24 protein-coding genes and 1 pseudogene are annotated in these 19,503 nt (G+C 71.8%); 13 read left to right on the top strand and 12 right to left on the bottom strand.

Going from position 1 to position 19,503, the window contains the following annotated elements; translation table 11 throughout:
- The first annotated feature begins 18 nt into the window (after nucleotides 1-18).
- The 4 genes from AC0VYN_RS17620 to AC0VYN_RS17635 are packed head-to-tail and all read left to right on the top strand — an operon-like array spanning nucleotide 19 to nucleotide 2,858.
- Nucleotides 19-1,389 (top strand): ferredoxin reductase family protein, encoded by a 1,371-nt coding sequence (locus AC0VYN_RS17620; protein ID WP_475531681.1) that lies wholly within the window; start codon nucleotides 19-21, stop codon nucleotides 1,387-1,389.
- An 8-nt stretch (nucleotides 1,390-1,397) separates the two neighbouring features.
- Nucleotides 1,398-1,841, top strand: coding sequence for an FMN-binding protein (locus AC0VYN_RS17625; protein WP_475531682.1), 444 nt, complete (start codon nucleotides 1,398-1,400; stop codon nucleotides 1,839-1,841).
- Entirely contained in the window at nucleotides 1,834-2,589 is a 756-nt protein-coding gene (locus tag AC0VYN_RS17630) for an FAD:protein FMN transferase (RefSeq protein WP_475531683.1), read from the top strand. Before AC0VYN_RS17625 ends, AC0VYN_RS17630 begins: the two co-directional genes overlap by 8 nt.
- Nucleotides 2,590-2,639: 50 nt before the next feature.
- Complete coding sequence (locus AC0VYN_RS17635; RefSeq protein WP_475531684.1) at nucleotides 2,640-2,858, top strand: hypothetical protein; 219 nt, start codon at nucleotides 2,640-2,642, stop codon at nucleotides 2,856-2,858.
- A gap of 19 nt (nucleotides 2,859-2,877) precedes the next feature.
- Here AC0VYN_RS17635 and AC0VYN_RS17640 read toward each other — a convergent pair whose 3' ends face one another.
- The 6 genes from AC0VYN_RS17640 to tap form a co-directional block, all read right to left on the bottom strand.
- Nucleotides 2,878-3,369: a hypothetical protein gene (locus AC0VYN_RS17640; protein ID WP_475531685.1), complete on the bottom strand. Its 492-nt coding sequence runs from the start codon at nucleotides 3,367-3,369 to the stop codon at nucleotides 2,878-2,880.
- Between the two features lie 304 nt (nucleotides 3,370-3,673).
- Entirely contained in the window at nucleotides 3,674-4,297 is a 624-nt protein-coding gene (locus AC0VYN_RS17645; protein ID WP_475531686.1) for a hypothetical protein, read from the bottom strand.
- A 4-nt stretch (nucleotides 4,298-4,301) separates the two neighbouring features.
- Nucleotides 4,302-4,724, bottom strand: coding sequence for an RNA polymerase sigma factor (locus tag AC0VYN_RS17650; RefSeq protein WP_475536906.1), 423 nt, complete (start codon nucleotides 4,722-4,724; stop codon nucleotides 4,302-4,304).
- Nucleotides 4,725-4,955: 231 nt separating this feature from the next.
- Entirely contained in the window at nucleotides 4,956-5,156 is a 201-nt protein-coding gene (locus AC0VYN_RS17655) for a hypothetical protein (RefSeq protein WP_475531687.1), read from the bottom strand.
- Nucleotides 5,157-5,533: 377 nt separating this feature from the next.
- Nucleotides 5,534-6,091: a telomere-protecting terminal protein Tpg gene (gene tpg, locus AC0VYN_RS17660; protein ID WP_475531688.1), complete on the bottom strand. Its 558-nt coding sequence runs from the start codon at nucleotides 6,089-6,091 to the stop codon at nucleotides 5,534-5,536.
- A 12-nt stretch (nucleotides 6,092-6,103) separates the two neighbouring features.
- On the bottom strand, nucleotides 6,104-8,320 hold the full coding sequence (gene tap, locus AC0VYN_RS17665; RefSeq protein ID WP_475531689.1) for a telomere-associated protein Tap: 2,217 nt from the start codon (nucleotides 8,318-8,320) through the stop codon (nucleotides 6,104-6,106).
- A gap of 296 nt (nucleotides 8,321-8,616) precedes the next feature.
- Between tap and AC0VYN_RS17670 the strand changes: the two genes are divergently transcribed.
- The 5 genes from AC0VYN_RS17670 to AC0VYN_RS17690 all read left to right on the top strand — a co-directional run bounded on the left by AC0VYN_RS17670 (nucleotide 8,617) and on the right by AC0VYN_RS17690 (nucleotide 11,182).
- Nucleotides 8,617-8,862 carry a helix-turn-helix domain-containing protein gene (locus tag AC0VYN_RS17670; RefSeq protein WP_475531690.1) on the top strand — a complete coding sequence of 82 codons (246 nt, stop codon included), beginning with the start codon at nucleotides 8,617-8,619 and terminating at the stop codon, nucleotides 8,860-8,862.
- A gap of 90 nt (nucleotides 8,863-8,952) precedes the next feature.
- Complete coding sequence (locus AC0VYN_RS17675) at nucleotides 8,953-9,411, top strand: DUF2871 domain-containing protein (protein WP_385470636.1); 459 nt, start codon at nucleotides 8,953-8,955, stop codon at nucleotides 9,409-9,411.
- A 179-nt stretch (nucleotides 9,412-9,590) separates the two neighbouring features.
- Nucleotides 9,591-9,800 (top strand): hypothetical protein, encoded by a 210-nt coding sequence (locus AC0VYN_RS17680; RefSeq protein WP_475531691.1) that lies wholly within the window; start codon nucleotides 9,591-9,593, stop codon nucleotides 9,798-9,800.
- Nucleotides 9,801-9,861: 61 nt separating this feature from the next.
- Entirely contained in the window at nucleotides 9,862-10,125 is a 264-nt protein-coding gene (locus AC0VYN_RS17685) for a hypothetical protein (RefSeq protein ID WP_475531692.1), read from the top strand.
- Nucleotides 10,126-10,507: 382 nt separating this feature from the next.
- Nucleotides 10,508-11,182, top strand: coding sequence for a DUF4232 domain-containing protein (locus AC0VYN_RS17690; protein ID WP_475531693.1), 675 nt, complete (start codon nucleotides 10,508-10,510; stop codon nucleotides 11,180-11,182).
- Between the two features lie 52 nt (nucleotides 11,183-11,234).
- Here the strand turns inward: AC0VYN_RS17690 and AC0VYN_RS17695 are convergent, their stop codons facing one another.
- Nucleotides 11,235-11,654, bottom strand: coding sequence for an ester cyclase (locus tag AC0VYN_RS17695; RefSeq protein WP_475531694.1), 420 nt, complete (start codon nucleotides 11,652-11,654; stop codon nucleotides 11,235-11,237).
- 97 nt (nucleotides 11,655-11,751) lie between these two features.
- Here AC0VYN_RS17695 and AC0VYN_RS17700 point away from each other — a divergent pair, with 97 nt between their 5' ends.
- Nucleotides 11,752-12,663, top strand: coding sequence for a sugar phosphate nucleotidyltransferase (locus AC0VYN_RS17700; RefSeq protein WP_475531695.1), 912 nt, complete (start codon nucleotides 11,752-11,754; stop codon nucleotides 12,661-12,663).
- Entirely contained in the window at nucleotides 12,660-13,652 is a 993-nt protein-coding gene (gene rfbB / locus AC0VYN_RS17705) for a dTDP-glucose 4,6-dehydratase (RefSeq protein WP_475531696.1), read from the top strand. Before AC0VYN_RS17700 ends, rfbB begins: the two co-directional genes overlap by 4 nt.
- Nucleotides 13,653-13,698: 46 nt before the next feature.
- On the opposite strand, the pseudogene AC0VYN_RS17710 reads toward rfbB, so the two are convergent.
- The 3 genes and pseudogenes from AC0VYN_RS17710 to AC0VYN_RS17720 form a co-directional block, all read right to left on the bottom strand.
- Nucleotides 13,699-14,092: pseudogene (locus AC0VYN_RS17710) on the bottom strand (carboxyl transferase domain-containing protein); the annotation flags it as partial.
- A 445-nt stretch (nucleotides 14,093-14,537) separates the two neighbouring features.
- Entirely contained in the window at nucleotides 14,538-15,623 is a 1,086-nt protein-coding gene (locus tag AC0VYN_RS17715) for an NAD(+)/NADH kinase (protein WP_475531697.1), read from the bottom strand.
- 191 nt (nucleotides 15,624-15,814) lie between these two features.
- On the bottom strand, nucleotides 15,815-16,003 hold the full coding sequence (locus AC0VYN_RS17720; protein WP_386926849.1) for a hypothetical protein: 189 nt from the start codon (nucleotides 16,001-16,003) through the stop codon (nucleotides 15,815-15,817).
- 215 nt (nucleotides 16,004-16,218) lie between these two features.
- Here AC0VYN_RS17720 and AC0VYN_RS17725 point away from each other — a divergent pair, with 215 nt between their 5' ends.
- Complete coding sequence (locus tag AC0VYN_RS17725) at nucleotides 16,219-17,358, top strand: glutathione-independent formaldehyde dehydrogenase (RefSeq protein WP_385457545.1); 1,140 nt, start codon at nucleotides 16,219-16,221, stop codon at nucleotides 17,356-17,358.
- 91 nt (nucleotides 17,359-17,449) lie between these two features.
- On the opposite strand, the gene AC0VYN_RS17730 is transcribed toward AC0VYN_RS17725, so the two are convergent.
- Together AC0VYN_RS17730 and AC0VYN_RS17735 are read right to left on the bottom strand one after the other, a co-directional pair.
- Entirely contained in the window at nucleotides 17,450-17,938 is a 489-nt protein-coding gene (locus AC0VYN_RS17730; RefSeq protein ID WP_475531698.1) for a hypothetical protein, read from the bottom strand.
- Nucleotides 17,939-18,507: 569 nt separating this feature from the next.
- Nucleotides 18,508-19,002, bottom strand: a complete 495-nt coding sequence (locus tag AC0VYN_RS17735) for a GNAT family N-acetyltransferase (protein WP_475531699.1) — start codon at nucleotides 19,000-19,002, stop codon at nucleotides 18,508-18,510.
- Between the two features lie 249 nt (nucleotides 19,003-19,251).
- Here AC0VYN_RS17735 and AC0VYN_RS17740 point away from each other — a divergent pair, with 249 nt between their 5' ends.
- A complete protein-coding gene (locus AC0VYN_RS17740) occupies nucleotides 19,252-19,476 on the top strand; it encodes a hypothetical protein (RefSeq protein ID WP_386926843.1) in 225 nt (74 codons plus the stop codon).
- The last annotated feature ends 27 nt before the right edge of the window (nucleotides 19,477-19,503 follow it).

Raw genomic sequence — 19,503 nt, forward strand, 5'->3', positions numbered from 1 at the left:
ACCCCTGAGGAGACCGTCATGGCCACCGTAACCGACCGACCGCCGCCGGCGCGGCACCGCGCGGCCGGCGCGTCGTGGCGTGGATCGCCCGTCGTGCCGCTGCTCGCCGTCGCGTGGGCGGGCGGCCTCGCCGTACTGGCTCTGTGGTGGCGGGACACGGGCGCGGTCGTCGGCGCGGCCGGCTGGCTGACCGGCGCGGGCCGTATCACCGGGCTGCTGTGCGGATACATGTGCGCGCTGCTGGTCGTCCTGATGGCGCGGGTGCCGTGGCTGGAGAACCGGGTGGGCAGTGACCGTGTCGCCCGCTGGCACGCCTCGGCCGGACGCTGGACGATCGGGCTCCTCGTGGCCCATGTGCTGCTGATCGTGCTGGGCTACGCGGCGCAGGCCCGCGTGGGGCCGCTGCGCGAACTCGGCACGATCGTGTTCGACCTGCCGGAGATGGTCAAGGCCACGGCGGCGGCCGTGATACTGCTGGCCGTCGGCTGCACCTCGGTGCGGGCCGTGCGCCGCCGGATGCGCTACGAGACGTGGTACCACCTGCATCTGTTCACCTACGCGGCGGTCTTCCTGGCCTTCTCGCACCAGCTGGCCGCCGGTGCCGACTTCGTGGCCGCCGCACCGGCCCGCGCCGCCTGGTACGCCCTGTACCTGTGCGCCGCCTGCCTGGTCCTGTGGTTCCGCGTCCTGACCCCGCTGCGGCTCAACCGGCGGCACCGCATACGCGTGGAGGCCACCGTGCCGGAGGCACCCGGCGTGTACTCCGTGTGGCTGCGCGGGCGCCAACTGGAGCGTCTGGGGGTCCTCCCGGGGCAGTTCCTGCGCTGGCGTTTCCTGACGCCCGGCATGTGGGGAGCCAGTCATCCGTACTCGCTGTCGGCCGTGCCGCGCGGCGGGCTGATGCGCATCACCGTCAAGGCACTGGGCGATCACAGTGCCGCCGTCGCCGCCCTTCCGCGCGGCACCCGGGTGTGGGCCGAGGGACCGTACGGTGCCCTGACCGCCGAGCGGCGCAGGCGCCGGAAGGTACTGCTGATCGCGGGCGGCACCGGGATCACACCGCTTCGCACCCTGTTCGAGACGCTGCCCGCCGCCCCCGGTGACCTGACCCTCCTGTACCGGGCGCGTACCGCGCGGGAGCTGGCGTTGCGCGGTGAGCTGGAAGCCGTCGCCGCCGCGCGTGGCGCCCGCCTGGTGTACGTCCTCAACGGCCCCGACGGCACCCGGGCCCGGATCACCGCGGACCGGCTCAGGGCGCTGGTGTGGGACGTCGACCGGCACGACGTGTACCTCTGCGGTCCGCGCGGCCTGTCACTGGCCGCGTACGACGCCCTGCGGGACGCGGGAGTGCCCGTGTCCCGCATCCATCACGAGTCCTTCGAACTGTGAGCCCCGCCATGCGCGCCCATCCCGTCCGCCGTACCGTCCTGACCTGCGTCGCCACCGTCACGGTCACGGTCCTGGCGCTGTCCCTCAAGCCGCACCACGTGACGTCCGGCGCCCTGCCGTCCGCCGTGCCGCCCGCGCCGAGCGGCGGCCCGGGTGCGGGCGGGCCGTCCTCGGGCACGCGTACGGTCACCGGTGCCACGGTGCAGACCCGTTACGGGCCCGTCCAGGTGGAGCTCACCTTCAGCGGGTCGCGGATCACGGCCGCGCGGGCCGTCCGGTCCCCGGGGGGCGATCAGCGCAGCCTGCAGATCAACGCCTCCGCGGTGCCCGTTCTCGTGCAGGAGACCCTGGACGTGCAGAGCGCCCACGTCGACACCGTCTCCGGCGCCACCTACACCAGTGAGGGCTACACCGGTTCCCTGCAGAGCGCACTGGACCAGGCCCATGCCTGAGCGGCCGGGACTGCACCGTGTGGTGCACACGATGGGCACCGTGTTCTCCTGTTCGGTGCGCGCCGAGCCGACCGCCCGCCTTCGCCGGGCGCTCGATGCCGCCGAATCCCTGCTGCACCACGTCGACGCGGTCTTCTCCCCGTTCCGAGCCGACAGCGCCGTCAGCCGCGTCGGGCGCGGGGAGCCGGTGCCCAGGGAGTGGGAACCGGAACTGCGTGAGGTCCTCGATCTGTGTGCGGACGCCCACCGGCGCAGCGACGGCTGGTTCTCCTGCCGGCACTCGGGTGTCTTCGACCCCAGTGGTCTGGTCAAGGGCTGGGCGGTGGAACGCGCGGCGCTCCTGCTGCGCGAGGCGGGTGCGGAACACGTGTGTCTCAACGGCGGCGGTGACGTCCAACTGCACGGCGGGCCGTGGCGCGTGGGGATCTCCCACCCGCTTCTGCCCGGCAGGTGCGCCGCGGTCGTCGAGTCCGCCGGCGGGCCTGTGGCCATCGCCACTTCCGGTCCCGCCGAGCGCGGCTGCCACCTCGTCGACCCGCACACCGGGGCGCCGCCCGCTGAGGCCCTGGCCTCGCTGACCGTGACCTGCCCCTCTCTGGCGGAGGCCGACATGCTGGCGACGGCGGCGTACTGCATGGGGGCCGGGGCCCGGGAATGGCTTTCCTCGCTGCCCGGCGTCACCGCGTTCGCCGTGACGGCGGACGGGGGGACCTGGACGGCGCGGGGCCCGTCCGGGGCCGCAGCGTGAGCGGGGGGGGGTGCCTGGTGGCGGCGGGAGGGAGGGGTCAGGCTGCAGGCGTGCGACGGAGGGCGGTCCTCGTCGTGAGCGGGCTCGGGCTGCTGCCGTGGCCGGTCCTGGGCGGAGCCGCCGGCAGCGACTGGTCCCGTTACCACGGGGCCGGCAGGATCCTGGCCATCGGCTGCGTCGTCGCCGGCACGACACTCCTGGCCCGCCGCCGCGGCCGGGACGACACCCCGCACGACGAGGCGGACGGCCCCGCCCGCACGGAGGGCTGAGCGGCGGCAGGCGACGCCCCTACTCCCCGGTTTTCATCGACGGGCAGAAGGTGTCCTGCGTGAACCCGTAGAACGCATCCACCTGCGCCTGCGTGCCACCCGTGCTCTTGTCGTCCTCCTTGTAGTAGTTCCACGTCCGCTCACCGGAGGCGACCGTCTCGCAGTGGTCCCCGATGACCGTGGCGAACAGCCTGGCGCTCTCGTCGCCCATCGGCGGGTCCGCGTAGTTGTTGGCCTCGGCGACGGCCGCCAGCTGCCTCACCATCGCGTCGGTGATGCCGTGTTCGTCCAGGTAGTCCTGCACGGAGGTGTCCTGGGACTCCTCGACGGCGGGCTCGGGGGCGGCCGGTTCCTCCGTCAGCGGTTCCGTGACCTCGTCCGGACGGCTGGTGGAAGCAGGTTCGGCATCGCTGCCGCACGCGGTGAGGAGAAGCAGGGCGGCGGCGAGGCCGGCTACGGCGTACTTGGCGATGCCGGCCGGGATGAGGCGGGACTTGACGTTGCCTGACATGCGCTCAAGGTAGCGAGTCGGGCCTGTCGCCGAGAACGAGGAGCAAGGCCGGGGTGCCGGACGTTCACGCGGTCGGGGGCGGTGTGCACCGGGGGGCGGTTGCCGGTATGATTGATCTTGCAAGGCGGGCCGCTGCGGCGGCCGTCCGCTGTGCGTTGGTCGTCTAAGGAAGGACGCCCCGCTTCCTGCGGGGAAATGCAGGTGCAAGGCCTGCCCGGCGCTCCATCAGGTCCCGTCCCCCGATGCGGGGGACGGGACCTTTCTGTCTGCCGGGTATTTCGTCTTCCGGGTTCGTCTTCCGGGTTCAGCAGGCGCCGGTGAGTTCCTCGAGTTGGTCGGCGAGCCGGTGGTCGGGGTGGTGGAAGGGGGCGCCGGCCAGTTCCTCCTCGACCCTGAGGCGTTCGACGGCCTCGCGCAGCGCCAGGGCCGGGTGCGGCAGGCGGCGGGCGGGCCAGGCGGCGGCAGGGGTGAGGGGGATGGCGTCGTCGAGGTGGAGGGCCTGGTGGGCCCAGTGGTCGGCGTCGCGCAGTTCACCGCGCAGCAGGTGGTGCAGGCAGTAGGCGGCGGTGGCGTTGTCGGCGCCGGCGGCGAACTGCCACCACCACAGGGCGCTGTCGGGTTCCTGGGCGAGGCTCAGCAGGCAGCCGAAGTACAGGGCGCCGTCGGCGTCGTAGGGGACGTCGGCGATGCGAGCGAGGTGTCCGGCGGCGTCGGTGCGGCGGATGAGTTCGCTGGAGAGCGCGGCCAGGGCCGACCGCGCCTCGTCGAGAGCGGTGGGATAGTAGCCGTCGGGGGCCGGGCGGGCGCCGAACATGAGGGTGGCGGTGACGTCGCGGACGATCTCCTGGCGCAGGGTGTCGAGGTCGGCGTCGGTGACCGTGTCCGCGAGGGCGGTCCGATCGAGGTGGTCGTCGATGCTGCGTGGCACGGTGTTACTCCTTCTCCTCGTCGTCACCCAGGTCTATGCCGAGTTTGGCGGCGATGCGCTTACGGGCCAGGCGGCGGTGGGTACGGGCGGTGGCCGGGGTGATGCCCATGGTGTTGGCGGCCTGTTTGCAGGAGTAGCCCAGGACGTACTGCAGGATGATGACGTCGAACTGGCGCTCCGGCAGGGTGGCGATGGCGGTGTAGAGGCCCAGGGGGACTCTATGGCCGCCAGTTGCGTGCGCATGCGTTCCAGCGTGGCACGGACAGCGTCGTGGACGGCGGTGGTTCGCGCGGTTCCGGCGGGTGCGGTGCTGCGTCCGTCGGCGGCGGGGCCGAGGTTCATGCGCAGGTGGAGTTCGACGCGCATCTTCAGCAGGCGCCAGGCGTAGGCCTCCGGTCCGCCGTCCTCGAGCAGGACGACGGCCCAGTTGAGGGCGAGGTGGCTCTGGAGGCGGCGCACGACCTGCTGGGCGGCCTTCATGTCGCCCAGCACGGTGGCGGCGTAGCGCAGTTGCGGCCGGGCGTACATGCGGTAGAAGGCGTCCAGGTCGGACGGCATCTCGTAGTGGACGCCCTGCAGGGAGTTCAGCTCCCTCAAGGGGGCGTTGCCGTCCTCGGGGAGGGTGTGCGGGGCGTTGCTGTCCTCGGGGATGGCCATCTCATGCCTCCTCGTTGCGGACGGGTGCCGCGCCGGGGGTCTCGGTGGCCGCGGTGCGTGCTGGCTGGGTGCTCAGCAGCTCGGCGATGCCGACCCGGGCGCCGGCGCGCAGCATCCGGCGCGCTCCCGCGACGACGTCGGGGAGGAAGACGCGCACGGCGGTGGTGACCGCCAGCAGCGCGAGCAGATCGTTCCCGGTCATCGGGACCTGGTCCTCTCCTGCCAACACGGCGTCAACTCCGCCCGTGGGAAGGTGAGATGACGCTGCGGAGGACGCCGCTCTGGTTCCTCGGCTGCAGGATTCCGATGAGAGGGGTCAAACGCGCATGCCCTTCTCGACCAAATTTTTACGGCTCATGATCGCTTCAGCACGCACAGGCATGGGCCACGACATTGAGTTACCTCTCAGACACCATGCGTGAGCTGCGGGAACGTGCTCCCCGTGCCGCACGGAACCGGTCGCTCCCGCCGCCCCGAACGCACTGCCGAACCATCGAATGCGTGACGGATATCACATGGGTGGAACGTTTCCGGACTGAACAGGCCGGTCGCCGCACGGTCCTCGGCAGGGAAGGAGGGCTACAGGCCGAACTCCAGGTGCTCGATGTCCGTGAACCGGACCTCCTCCAGGGAGCCGGCCCGGCGGCCGCCGTCCTGGAAGTACACCTCCTTGAGCCCCTCGGCCGCGATCTCCCGCAGCTCGTGTTCGCCGGCGCCGGCCTCCCGGGCGTCGAAGAGGCGGGCGGCGTACTGCGGGGGCAGGGCGACGGTCAGGTGCCGGACGCGGTCCTGGTCCGTGGACCCGACCGGCGCGGTGTAGCCCATGCGGGCGCGGGTGTCAATGACGATGCCGCTCGTGGTGGCCGCCCGCCGCCGGGCCCTGGCCCGGACCTGCGGCTGCCACCGGGCCTTCACCTCGCGCTCCAGGCGCGCGGCGAGGTCCGGGCGGGGTCTTTTGATCTGGTCCTTCACATAGCGCTCGACGGTGCGCTGGGAGATCCGCAGCAGCCGGGCGGCGGCCCTGGTACCGCCCAGCTGCCGGACCAGGTACCGCATCCGCGCGCCGGCGCCCTTGGGCGCCGGGCGGGTGAACGCCTTCTGCACGGCGGCGTCCAGGCCGTCCCCGAACAGGCTCATGGGCGCCTTCTCCTACTCTCCGCCGTCGGCGTCGGTGACGGTGCCGTCCTTGATGTACCGGGCGAGGTTAAGGCCGGGTGCGTCGAACCGCTCGCGGACCTCCTCGCCCCACAGCACGGTCTGGGTGCCCTCGTGCTTGACCAGGCCGGGGTTGACGCCGAGCCTGAAGCCGCCGGGCAGCGGCCTGCCGTCGCGGTAGGGCAGGAAGTCCAGCGGTGAGGGCCCGTCGGCCGCGTAGACGACGCAGTCGGAGAGCACCGCGACCGGGTAATGCCCGGTGTACGCCGCATGCTTGACGATCTTGCGGTGGAGGTTGGTGCGGGTGCGGGAGATGACGGCCGCGCGGATGTCCGGCCGCCAGGTGGGACGGGACAGGGCGCGCCACGGCCGGCCGGGCCGCCAGCCCTCACCGCGGGGCCGCTCGCGCAGCTTGCCCAGGCCACCCTTGACCGTCGCCTTGATCGCCGAGACGACGGCCGCCAGCTCCGGGTCACGGTCCCGGTGGCCGTCCATCGCGGCGAGGAAGCCGGCCGGCGTCAGGTCGGCGGTGACGCCGAGGTCGGCCATGGTGGCGAGGTAGGCGTCCCGCAGCCGGTTGTACCAGCCGTCCAGATAGCGGCCGGTCTCGTAGCGCACCCACGCCTCGATCGGGCGCACCTCGCAGCCGAGCTCCACCGCGTAGGCGACGGTGGGCGTGGCGTACCAGGCCGGGCCCTCGGGGCGCTCGCCCTTCGGTGTGAACGGGCTGGGCAGCATCGAGGCGTCCAGCTCCACCCATTCCTTGCCGAGCCTCACCCTCGACAGGTCGGCGCGGGAGAGGTCCACCAGCCACGAGCCGGGCAGCTTCGGGTCGAACGCCGGGGCCTTGACGTGCGTCGGCGCGCCGAGGCCGACGGTCAGTCCGTTGGCGCCCGCCGCGAAGGCCATGTTCACGTCGATGCCGACCAGGTACCGCAGGGTGCACTCGTCGTCCGTCATCGGCCGCGCCCAGTCGTACGCCTCCTCGAAGAGCTTCTCGCCGGGGCCGCGGACGTGGAAGCGCGGCAGGTCCGCCAGGAGCGGGTGCCCGTCGGGGGCCTCGCACGGCGCCGGGTCGACCGGGTCCTTGCCCAGGCTGCCGGGGTTGTGCTCGGAGTGCCGGCGGCCGTCGGCGTCCGGTTCGGAGGCGCGGGTCGCGGGGTGCAGGGCGGTCATCAGCTCGAGGCCGGTCACGGCGGTGGAGCCGCGCGGTGTCATCACCCGGGACGCGTACACGCCCAGCACGCGCGCGAGGTCCGCCGGCGGAAGCTGTCCCGCCCTCCCCCAGTGCCGGGTGTCCAGCGCGTTCCACGACGGGATGCACAGCTGCACGCACCGGCGGTCCGGGCCGGTGGCCGGGCGGTAGATCCGCGCCCACGGCCCGAACCCGCGCTTCGTCAGCTTCCACTCCGCACGGACCAGCTGCTTGACGACCTTGTGGCCCTCCGGGAGCCGCCCGGCGTGACGCTCCTCCTCGGTCAGGGCGACGGGCAGGCCGTAGCGCTCCAGCGCCGCCTCGGTGAGCACAAGGAGCGGGTCGGCGTCCTTGCCCGGACCGGACAGCTTCGGCTGCCCGAGCCGCGCCTCCTCGAGGGCCCACTCCACCAGGGCCGGGACCGACTTGGCGGGCACGTCCAGGACCGGGCCGCCGGTGCAGTACGCCAGCGCCCTGCCGTCGGCGTCCACGTCGACGACCGCCAGCGGCCCGTTCGGGAACCGCGGGTCGCTGACCTGCGCCGGGGCGGCCTTCGGCACGTCCGCACGGCGCGCCGCCGACGGGGTGGCTCTGCGTGCCGGACGCGGCGCGGCGGCCGGGGCGGTGGCCGCCGGCGAGGCGGCCTGGGCGGGGGCCCGGTTCTTGCGGGGTGCCGGTGTGGCCGGGGCGCCGGATACCCGCTCCGCGGCCGGTGTCCGTGCGTCCCCCGGGGCGGGCGCGGCGGGTGCCGGGGCGGGCGGCTCCTTCGGTGTGGGGTAGAGCTCCGCGAGCTGGTTCAGCAGCCGCGCGTACGCCTCACGCTCGGGGCCGCGCGGCTCGGTCGGCTTCCTGGCCGACTCCCAGCCGGACACCGTGGCCCGGCGGACCTTCAGCGCGGCGGCGACCTCGTCCAGCGTCAGGCCGTGCGCGGTGCGCAGCCGCTTGCGTTCCTCCGCCGGCGGCAGCGCGGAACGGGAAGCGACGAGCGCGTCGACCGCGTCGAACAACTCGGACATGGAGCACCTCCTGCCCCACACCCTAGTTCCGTACGGATCGCGTACGGACCACGTACCCGGTTCGTACCTCGCCCGGCGTTGCGTTCGCGCGTCCCGCGTCCGCGGTTTGCCAGGCGTTGCCAAGCCGGTGTGCCGGTTCCCGGCCGGCTGGGCCTCGCAGGTGGGCGCGGGTCCTCGTGCCGGGGTGGGCGGTGTCCGGGGTGTTTCTCGAGCGGTTTTTGCTCGGACGCCGTGCGCGGGCCGCGGTCGAGCTGCGGATGGCGGAGATCTCGCTGTAGCCGGGTTCGCCGGCGGCGGTGGAGGAGCGGGACCCGCTGACGGCCCCTGAGCAGCGGGGGGCGGCGCTGGCGGCGCGTGGGCTGACGAACCGACAGATCGAGGCGGGGCTGCTGCTGTCGGTGAGTACGGTTCAGCAGCGGCTGACGCGGATCTACCGCAAGCTGCGCATCCGGGGACGGGAGGAGTTGCCGGAGGCGCTGGTGCAGCGGACGCGGTCGCCGGCTGACGCCGGGCCGCTCGAGTTTCACTGGACGCGCGCTTGAGACGGCCTGCGTCAGGGGCAGTTGGGATCGATCGGGGGTGCTTGAATGAGCGGTGCCGGCAAGGTAATCGACCGCAGGGAGCGCACCGCGATGCGAAAGTCGTTCTACGCAGCGCACGTCTACATGATCGTCGGGGTGGTCTCGGGGCTGTTCTACCGGGAGTTCACCAAGATCAAGGACTTCACCGGGGACACACAGCTGTCGGTGATGCACACGCACCTGCTGACGCTGGGCATGTTCGGTTTCCTGATCGTCCTGGGGCTGGACAAGCAGTTCGGGCTGTCCTCGTCGAAGTTGTTCACGAACTTCTTCTGGTTCTACAACGCGGGAATCGTGGTGTCCGTGGGCATGATGGGCGTGCACGGCTGCCTGACGGTGCTCGGGCACGAGATGCCGGAGGCGCTGTCGCTGGTCGCGGGGCTGGGGCACATCCTGCTCACGGTCGGGCTGATCCTGCTGTTCGTGCTGCTGGGCAAGCGGCTGAAGGAGCCGGCCGGGCAGCACCGGCCGCCCGCCGGGGAGCCGGAGCACGCGAGGACCTCGGTCTGAGCCGCCGGCCGGGGGCTGCCCCGGGCCGGTGGGTGGCGCGTCCGGTTCAGGCCGGCTGGGCGGCGGGGCCGGTGAGCACGTCGGTCAGCACGGCCAGTCGCTCCGGGGCCTGGCCGGCGTCGAGGCGGCCTGCGTTGGCCAGGGTCGCCATGCCGTGCCAGGCGCTCCACAGGATCGGGGTGAGCGTGCGGGGGTCGCGGCCCGCGGCCAGGGGGGGGGGCGACGGTCTCCTCGATCTCGGCCAGGACCTCGGCGAGGCGGCACGGCTGGCCGGGGAGGTGAGCGCCGCGCTGCTGGCGCTTGCGCTGTCGGCTCCCTCGACCCCGGTGGACGACCTGCTGCCGGCGGCCCGGGCGGCGGGCGCGACGCCGGCGTCGCTGCCCGGTTAGGTGCCGCCGGGCCCGGGCCGGCCCCGGTGCGGGGACGGCGGCCGCGCAGGTGGCCTACGGCGTGGAGCACGCCTACCGCAGCGGCTACAGCCTGTGGGGCAGCCGGGGCCGGCTGCGTCTGGAGCGTGCCTTCAGCACCCCCGACGAGCACACGCCCGTGCTGAGGGTGGAACGCGAGGGGACGGTGCGGGAGATCGCCCTGCGGCCGGACCGTCACTTCACCAACATCGCCGGTGTGTTCGCCCGGACCGTGCTGGAGGGCGGGGACTTCGCCCCTCACGCACGCGACATCCTGGAGGAGGCGGAGCGGGCGGCGGCCGGCTGAGCGGGGGCTGCCGGCCGGGGTCCCTCCCCCGGCCCCGGCGGCGTGTGCGGTCCGGGCTCCGGCCGGGGGGTGTGGCGTCAAGGTCTGCCGGGTCACGGGTTCGTCCCGGCGGGGCGGCCGGCCCGCCGGCGGGTGCCGGCCGCGGGCTCGGGGCCGGGCGGCAGGGCCGGGGCCCGGGCCCGGGCCCGGCACGGTGTGTCCCGGTGCGCCGGGGCACACCGTCGCCGTGTGCGGGCCGGGCGGTGTGTAACAGGGGTGTCCTGGCAGGCGGCCGCAGGGAACGGCACCCCGGTCCGGGCCGGTCCTGTTGGGCACGGACACCCGCTCGCACCCCGCCGGGGCCGGGCGGCCGGCACCTGCCACCGACACTGAGGAAGAAACGATGCGCGTTCGCAAGGTCACCTTCGCCGCCCTGGCCGTCGCCGCCGGTCTGTCGCTCGCGGCCTGCAACGGCGACGGCGACGGCGACACGTCACGCGGCGGCTCCGCGTCCGCGTCCGCCGCCTCCCCGGACGGGACCGCGGGTTCGGCCGGCGCGGAACAGGACGGCGGGAAGGACACCGTCGGCAAGGGCTCCGGCTCGCGGGACACCGGCGGCAAGGGCTCCGCCGGGGCCGGGACGGACGCCGGGGCGGGCAAGTGCCGTACCGACGACCTGGACATCACCGCGTCGGACAGCACCATCGACGGCGACACCGAGGGCTCGGTCGCGGTCACGTTCGACAACGGCGGCGGCCGGGACTGCCTGCTGTCCGGCTACGCGGGCGTCGATCTGAGGACCGACGCGGGTGACCTGTCCGCCGAGCGCACCGGCCAGGACGCCGGCCCCGTGGTCCTCAAGGCCGGCGAGTCGGTGTCCTTCACCGTCGGCTACCCGGTCAACGACAGCGGCGGCTCCGGCGTCCGCGTCACCGCGCTCGTGGTGACCCCGCCAAACGAGACGAAGCCGTTCTCCCTCGAGTGGCCGGGCGCCGCCACCCTGCCCGTCACCGACGGCTCCGGCTCCCCCGTCACGGTCGGCCCGATCGGCAGCGCCGGGCAGGGCGGGGCGAGCTGAACCCGGCGGGCGCATCCGCCGGCGGGCCGGGCCGCCGGCGGATGCGGGCGGCTCACGCCTGCTGGAGCGCGTAGAAGTCGACGCCCAGCCGGCGGAACACGCCGCCCATGTCGAGCTGGTCCCAGTGCTCGGCCAGCAGGCCGTCCTCGACCCGCCAGATGTCGATGGACTGGAAGGTCAGCGGGCGCCCGGTCGCCTCGACGCCGAAGAAGGTGCCCCGGTGGGTGCCGGAGTACTCGAAACAGCCCCCGATCCGGTCCCCGCCGACGATCACGTCGTGGGCGACGACCCTCACGTCCGGGAACGCGTCGAAGACCGCCTGGAAGAAGGCCGCGCTGGCCTCCAGGCCGTCGGCGACGACCGGACTGTGGTCGATGCGGCCCGGCGCGGTGTGCTCGCCGATGATGCCGACGTCATGGTTGTTGATCATGTCGACGAAGGCCTGGATGAGTGCACGGTGGTTGTCTGCCATGCCTGGAGCATCACGGCCGCGTCTCGAGCGGCCCCGGAGGCCCCCAAAGGCGCGTGCGATCCCCCGCTCCCGCTCTGGCGCGCGTTCCTAGGGTGGCATGAAGGCTCTCGTACTCTCTGGCGGGGCCGGAACCCGCCTGCGCCCCCTCACCCACACATCAGCCAAGCAACTGGTGCCCGTGGCCAACAAGCCCGTGCTCTTCTACGGCCTGGAGGCGATCGCGGAGGCCGGTGTCACGGAGGTCGGGATCGTCGTCGGGGACAACTTCATCGTCGGCGGCATCTCCTCCATCGTCGACGACTTCCGCGCGCAGCGCCCCGACGCGCAGAGCCTGCTCACCCGGGTCTCCGGCCCGCGGGCCTTCGGCGTGGCCGAACCCGGCCCGGACAGCAGCGTGATCGGCCTGGAGGAGAAGCCGGCCACGTCCAAGAGCGACCTGGCCCTGGTCGGCGCCTACCTGTTCACGTCCGCGGTGCACCGGACCGTGCGCGCCATCAAGCCGTCCTGGCGCGGCGAGCTGGAGATCACGCACGCCCTGCAGTGGCTGATCGACCACGGGCACGACGTGCGCTCCACGACCGTGTCCGGATACTGGAAGGACACCGGGAACGTCACCGACATGCTCGAGGTCAACCGGTCCGTGCTGGAGTCCGCGGAGCCGCGCATCGAGGGCGACGTCGACGACGCCAGCGAGATCATCGGGCGGGTGCGGATCGAGGAGGGCGCCAAGGTCACCGCCTCGCGCATCGTCGGCCCGGCGGTGGTCGGCGCGGGCACGGTGATCTGCTCCTCCTACGTCGGCCCGTTCACGTCGATCTCGAACGACTGCGACATCACCGACAGCGAGATCGAGTTCTCCATCGTCCTGGACAATTCCTCCGTGCGCGGCGCCCGGCGTGTGGAGGCGTCGATCATCGGACGCAACGTGGAGGTGACGCCCGCCCCGCGGGCGCCCGCCGCGCACCGGCTCATCCTCGGCGACCACGGCAAGGTACAGATCTCGTCATGACCCTCACACGCATGCTCGTCACCGGCGGCGCGGGATTCATCGGTTCGCACTACGTCCGCCGGCTGCTGGGCGCCGGCGGGCCGGGCGACGTGAGCATCACCGTGCTCGACAAACTCACCTACGCCGGCAACCCGGCCAACCTCGACCCGGTCCGCGGCCATCCCGGGTTCCGGTTCGTGCGGGGCGACATCTGCGACCGGGACCTGGTCGCGGGCCTGGTGGCCGAGCACGACCAGATCGTGCACTTCGCCGCGGAGTCCCACGTGGACCGCTCCATCCTGGGCGCGGCCGAGTTCGTCACCACCAACGTGCTGGGCACCCAGACGCTGCTGGACGCGGCGCTGCGCCGGCCCGGCGGCAGTGCGCGGTTCCTGCACGTGTCCACCGACGAGGTGTACGGCTCCCTGGCCGAGGGCTCCTGGCCGGAGAGCGACCCGGTGCGGCCGAACTCCCCCTACGCCGCGTCCAAGGCCTCCTCCGACCTGATGGCGCTGTCCTACCACCGCACCTTCGGCCTGGACGTGCGGGTGACCCGCTGCTCCAACAACTACGGCCATCACCACTTCCCGGAGAAGGTCATCCCGCTGTTCATCACCAACCTGCTAGACGGGCGCCCGGTGCCGCTGTACGGGGAGGGGCTGAACGTGCGGGACTGGCTGCACATCGACGATCACGTGCAGGGCCTGGAGCTGGTGCGCGCCTCGGGCCGGCCCGGCGAGGTGTACAACATCGGCGGCGGCACCGAGCTGAGCAACAAGGAGCTGACCGCGCTGCTGCTGGAGCTGGCCGGGGCGGGCTGGGAGAGCGTGGAGCACGTGCCCGACCGGCTCGGACACGACCTGCGGTACTCGGTCGACTGCACCAAGATCTCCACCGAGCTGGGCTACCGTCCGCGCAAGGACTTCACCGAGGGTCTGAAGGAGACGTTCGCCTGGTACCGCGACAACCGCGCCTGGTGGGAGCCATTGAAGGCACGCGCCGCCCTGTGAACGGAACAGCCCCCCGGCCGCCACGAGCGCGATCACGGCCGTCCCGGATTCCCGGGGCGGCCGTCGCGCGTCGGCCGGCCAGCGCCCTGACGCCCTCCTGGATGCGGGCGCCGGCACCGTCGTTGAGGAAGACCAGCGGGGCATCGGCCGCGATGGCCATGTCCATGATCTTGTGGATCTTCGTGCCTCCACCGTGCCCCAGCCGGTGATCACACCGTCGGTATAGGGCTTTCCTGGCTCCCAGGCCGAAGCCGTTCGCGCGCGGTCAGCTTGCCCTTGGCGCGCTGCGCCGCCGTCGCCTTCTCGCTCGGCCCGGCCGCCGCCTGGGCACGGATGCCGTGCAGTTCCGCGAGGCGGCGGGGGCCGGGGGTCGGCGAGGTGGAAGAAGGTGCCCGGTGCCGGCCGCGGTGTGTGTGGGGGGGGTGGGTGAAGCCGGTCAGGGCGGTGACGAGCCGGGCCTGGCAGGCGGCGGCCGCCGGGCCGGTTCCGGTCACCGTCCGGTCCCCGGTGATCTTGGCCGGCAGGGTGTGTGCGGCGCCGCCGGCGGGCGGGGTGGACTCGCCGAGGACGAGGCGGAGGTGTTCCAGTACCTCGCCGGCCAGCGACGGCACGAGGTATCCGGCGGCGTCGGCCAGCATCGTCCGGGTCCGGGTGGCCGGTGCTGTGGCTGCGCGCAGGGCGGTCGCAGTCAGGGTTTCGCAGGCCAGCAGGCCGGCGAAGGCAGCGGCCACCTCCCCGGCATGGTCCTCCTCCAAACCGCCCGCCAAGCCGCCGCCACCACCACCCACATCACCGGCCACCACAACAACAACACCATCTTCAACACCACCACCAACGGACCCATCACCACACCCACCTGACCACGCGTCAGGACCTCGTGACGAATCAGGGCCGGCGATCCCCCTCCCCGCCCCCACCAGCCCCCAGCACCGGCAAAGCCAAATGAGCAAGGTCTCCAGGAGGAGACGTGCTCACCGGCCACAAAGGAGCAGCAACACCGTCAGCGACCGCGGCCGGGGCGTCGGTCAGCCGCATGCGTTCCCGCAGCCGGCCGTAGAAGTCCATGGGCCCCAGCCGCACCGCGCGCAGCCGGCGAGGGGCGGCGTAGACACCGAGCCAGTCGCCGGGATCGAGTACACCCCGCATCTGACCGTCGATGCTCACGGCGGCACGACCCGACCGTTCAAGAATGCGTAGTCCGACGGGCTCGTCCGGGGCGGTCACCACGGACCGGTCGAACGTCATGTGCGGGGCCACCGCCGTGAAGACGAGTGCCTCCGCCCGAGGGGAGACGACCGGGCCGCCGGCGGCGAAACTGTAGGCGGTCGAACCCGTCGGGGTCGCCACCAGAAGTGCGTCGGCGGAGTATGAGGCCAGCAGCCGCCCGGCAACGTAGACGCCGACCGAGATCTGCCGGTCCCTCGACAGCTTCTCGAGCACCACGTCATTGAGGGCCGTGACGTTCAGGGCGACGCCCCACTCGTCGCCACTGGCGCAGTCGTCGCGCACCCGCGGAGGTGGCAGCGACGGGCCTCGCCCGTAACGCAGCAGCGTCTCCATCTCCTGCGGGATCTCCAGCGGACGAGAGGCGCGCAGAGTGAGCAGCATGCGGTTCTCCGGCTGCACGAGATCGCCCTGGACGGCGTCGAGCGCCGCCCGCACCTCCGGTGCTGGGACCTCGGTCAGAAACCCGACCCGCCCCAGGTCCACGCCCAGGATCAGGGCGTCGTTCCGCGCCGCCAGCCGAGCGCCGCGCAGGAAGGTGCCGTCACCGCCCAGGGTGACGATGAGGTCCGGGTCGCCTGCCGCGTCCAGCTCCTCCTGGGCGCTGCGCCGGCCATGGCCGCTCCACACGTCGATGTCCGAGCACCCGACGGCGTTCTCCGCACACCAGTCCCGGACCTCCCGTGCCGCCTGCGCGGCGCCCTCGCGTCCACCGTGCACCACGAGTCCGACCCGCTCGATCGCCATCGCCGTCTCCCTGCGGGTTTCATACCGGTATGCCAGGTGTGCTCTGAATCCTCGCCGACCCTGACGGCGAGGGGAGCACGACATGCCGGAGCGGGATGTGCGGCGGCGTTCATGGAGCGATCCCCTCATGTGCGAGGGGCGTGGCGTTGTGCTCTGGCGCCGAGGGAGCGGCCCCGGGCACCGGAGCGGACTTACATGAGGGGTGTGTCGTCCGGCTGGGTGTCCGAGAACTCCCACCACGCGAGCGGCAGCCAGTCGCCGCCGACGAAGCCGTCTACGGATGCGCCGGTGCCCCGGATGGCCACCCGGGTCCCCACTGGGTAGCTGGTGCCGGACAGCCCGGAGACCGGGACGAGCAGCACGCCGAGTCGTCGTGTCACGGTTTCTGATCCTTTCCGCGTCGCACGGAGGTGCGATTTTCCTTCCCTAGATGCAAAGCATTGCATCCTGGACCAATCTGGACAGTGAGGGAACACACAAATGGCCGGGCGAGCCGCGTGGACCAGGACCTCTTGTACGAGGGAGTGAAGAAGCTCTCCTGAGCCGCCGTTTCCAACAGTGATCGAGCGATTGCGTTGAGTGGAGGTACTCGACGATGAAGGCTGTCGTGTACAAGGGACCGTTCGAGGTAGCGATCGAGCAGGTCGAGGACCCCCGAATACAGCACCCGAACGATGTGATCGTGCGTGTCACGTCCAGCGCCATCTGCGGCTCGGACCTGCACATGTACGAAGGTCGGACCGCCGCCGAGCCCGGGATCGTCTTCGGGCACGAGAACCTGGGCGTCATCGAGGATGCCGGGGAGGGCGTGACGTCGCTCAGCCGCGGCGACCGAGTCGTCATGCCCTTCAACGTGGCGTGCGGCTTCTGCAAGAACTGCACGGACGGATACACGGGCTTCTGTCTGACCGTGAACCCGGGGTTCGCCGGCGGTGCGTACGGCTACGTGGCCATGGGTCCCTACGTGGGAGGCCAGGCCGAGTACGTGAAGGTGCCCTACGCGGACTTCAACTGCCTGAAGCTCCCCGAGGGCACCCAGAACGAAACCGACTTCATCCTGCTCGCCGACATCTTCCCCACCGGCTACCACGGCAACGAGCTGGCCGACGTGCGCCCTGGTGACACCGTCGCCGTCTACGGCGGTGGCCCGGTCGGGCTGATGGCCGCGTACTCGGCGATGCTGCGCGGGGCGAGCAAGGTCTTCGTGGTCGACCGGGTGACCGAGCGGCTGCAGAAGGCCGAGGAGATCGGTGCCATCCCGATCAACTTCACCGAGGGCAACCCGGTGGAGCAGATCCAGGAGCAGACCGACGGCCAGGGTACGGACAAGGGCATCGACGCTGTCGGCTACCAGGCCCAGGCCCGCGGCGAGGACCGTGAGGAACCGGCGATCGTACTGAACTCGCTGGTCGACACGGTCCGGCCGACGGGTGCTCTGGGAGTGCCGGGCCTGTATGTCCCGCGCGATCCGGGTGGACCGAACGAACAGGCCAAGCAGGGCATGCTGATGGTCTCCATAGGCCGCATGTTCGAGAAGGGCCTGCGCATGGGCACCGGTCAGTGCAACGTCAAGCGCTACAACCGGCATCTGCGCGATCTGATCATCGCCGGACGCGCGCGGCCCAGCTTCGTCGTCTCCCACGAGCTGCCCCTCGACCAGGCACCATCGGCGTACGAGAAGTTCGACAAGCGCGTCGAGGGCTACACCAAGGTCGTCCTCCATCCCCACGACTGAGGAGGCCTGTCCACGGAGGTTGAGTCCCGGCGCCGGGTAAGGGACCTGGTGCCGGGGCAGCCGTCGGACCTGGCTCGCTCGGCGGCAGTTCTCAGCAGCCCGCCTTGTCGCCGCTGCCCACGTTGGAGTTGGCGCTGATCAAGTAGCCGGCTCCGGTGGTGAGGTCGGGCCGGTTTCCGTAGCCGTCCTCCGCGAGGCCCTCTGGAGTGAGGAAGACGATCTGCAGGGACAGTTCTTCCTTGAGGAAGCACGGGTCGTCGGGCAAGGCGTCGAGGTCCGGCTTCCATCCGTCCCTCAACGCTGCCGTCCGGTAGTACGCGACGACGTCGGCCCTCGTACCGGGGAAGGCGTACGTCCGGTCGGCGTACATCAAGACATCGCCGCTGTCCGCCCAACAGCCCGCCTCGGCCTCTTCGAAGCCCCGAGCGACGGCGCCTCCGGCGGGCCGGGAATTGAGGATGCGCAGCGCCCTCATCTCCTTGACCCGGTCGTCTGTCCCCTCGCATTCCCCGGCGACTTCCAGCAGAGCACAGCCCGTGAGCGTTCCCATCGTGATCGCGGTCGACAGGACCAGGGACATCGGGCGGTTGACACCTGTCCGCAGAGGCACAGCAGGCTCCAGGGAGACAGAGACTGGGCGGAGGCAGAAGGAGGTCCGCCGAATAAGTCTTTCACGCCAACTCCCTCGCGAGCGGCGCTCAGTTCTGCCAAAAACCCGATGCCCTGACATCGCTCCCGGTGCGCACCGTCGTCGAGGTCCCCTCTTCGGACTCACGGTCCGACTCATGCACGGTGTCTGCCACGAACCGGCTCAGCCGATAGGTGCTCTGCTCCACTGGGCGTCGACACAGCGTGTCGATCCGGATGAGCGAGTCGTCGATTCGCGCTTCCCGGAGTGAGCCCAAGTGCGCGCGCAGCTCCGCCTGGTCCCCTGTTTCGAGGATCACTTTCCACTGCCCTCTGTCCGGTGCAGTGCGAGCAGCCAGCCGCTGCCACCCAGCCTCTTGCCGCCGCTTCCGCTTTCCCTGTCCTGGCATGCGCCCAGCCTTGCTGACCGACGTCTGCGCGACAATGCAGTGAGCCGGGACCGCACTGGCGCTGCCGTCCTGCGCCTCGTGCCAGTTGTCGCTCCAACTGGGAGAGCACGGCCTACGCTTGAAGGTCGCGCTGGTACCAGGTGCCCGACTTGCCGCCGAGATCGGACGGAGCGGCCGGGCCGACCGGGACGAAACCGGCCTTGCTCAACACCTTCTGGGACGCGGCATTGTCGTGGGAGGTGGCCGCCCGTAGTGTCCGCAGCCCGTGCCGCGCTGCTGCCAGCCGGCAGACCTCCTGGACGGTCGCGGTCGCCACGCCGCGGCCGGCAACCTGCTGTGCGACCCGGTAGCCGAGTCTTGCGGTGCCGTCCTCCAGGTCGTACAGGTTGAACCGGCCCAGAACCGAGCCGTCATCCCCGACGAGCGCGTAGAAGGCACAGACGCCGGCCTCTTGCTCAGCCAGCAAGGCGCGGTGCCGGTCAGGGTACTGGTCGAAGAACGTGTCGCCGCGATCGCCGATCGAGGCAGCGAAGTAGGCGCGGTTCACCAACTCGAAGGCCAGGACTGCCGGGGAATGGCCAGCACGTAGTTGCTCCAGCTTGGGCACGCCCCAACTTTACCCAGATGGTCTGCTGGTGCCATCTGATTCCGCCACCGATGGCCGACAACCGGCACAGGACGACTGGGAGGGGCCAAGTGGGTTTGCCATACTGGCGCGATGTGTTTTCGTGGGGGAACTCCTAACCGACATTACGTGTGCTTGCCGTGCCGTTCCTCGTTCAAGAAGCGTGGCACGTGGGCGAGCCGATGCGCGCGCTGCGGCGGTGAGTTGATCGACGCGGGCCAGGACCTTGCTGTGCCGAAGCGAAGGGACTCCGCGGGGTGGCGTACGCTGACCGCCCTGCTGAACGCGGGTGTCACGTTCCACTCCGGCTGCTGCGACGGGCCCGGCTGGCGGCCGCGAACACCACGCGAGGTACGCGAGCGGCTGGCCGCCGCCGCCGGCACCGGCGTGCCGCTGAGTGTGGCGCTGACGACAGTCGACCCCGACGAGCTCCGTTCGGGGCACACGGCACGCTGAGCCTCGGCGTGGCCCGTCCGCACGCGG

It is taken from the genome of Streptomyces sp. 63XJN7_1_ISO-PGPR-S23-121 (assembly GCF_056173025.1).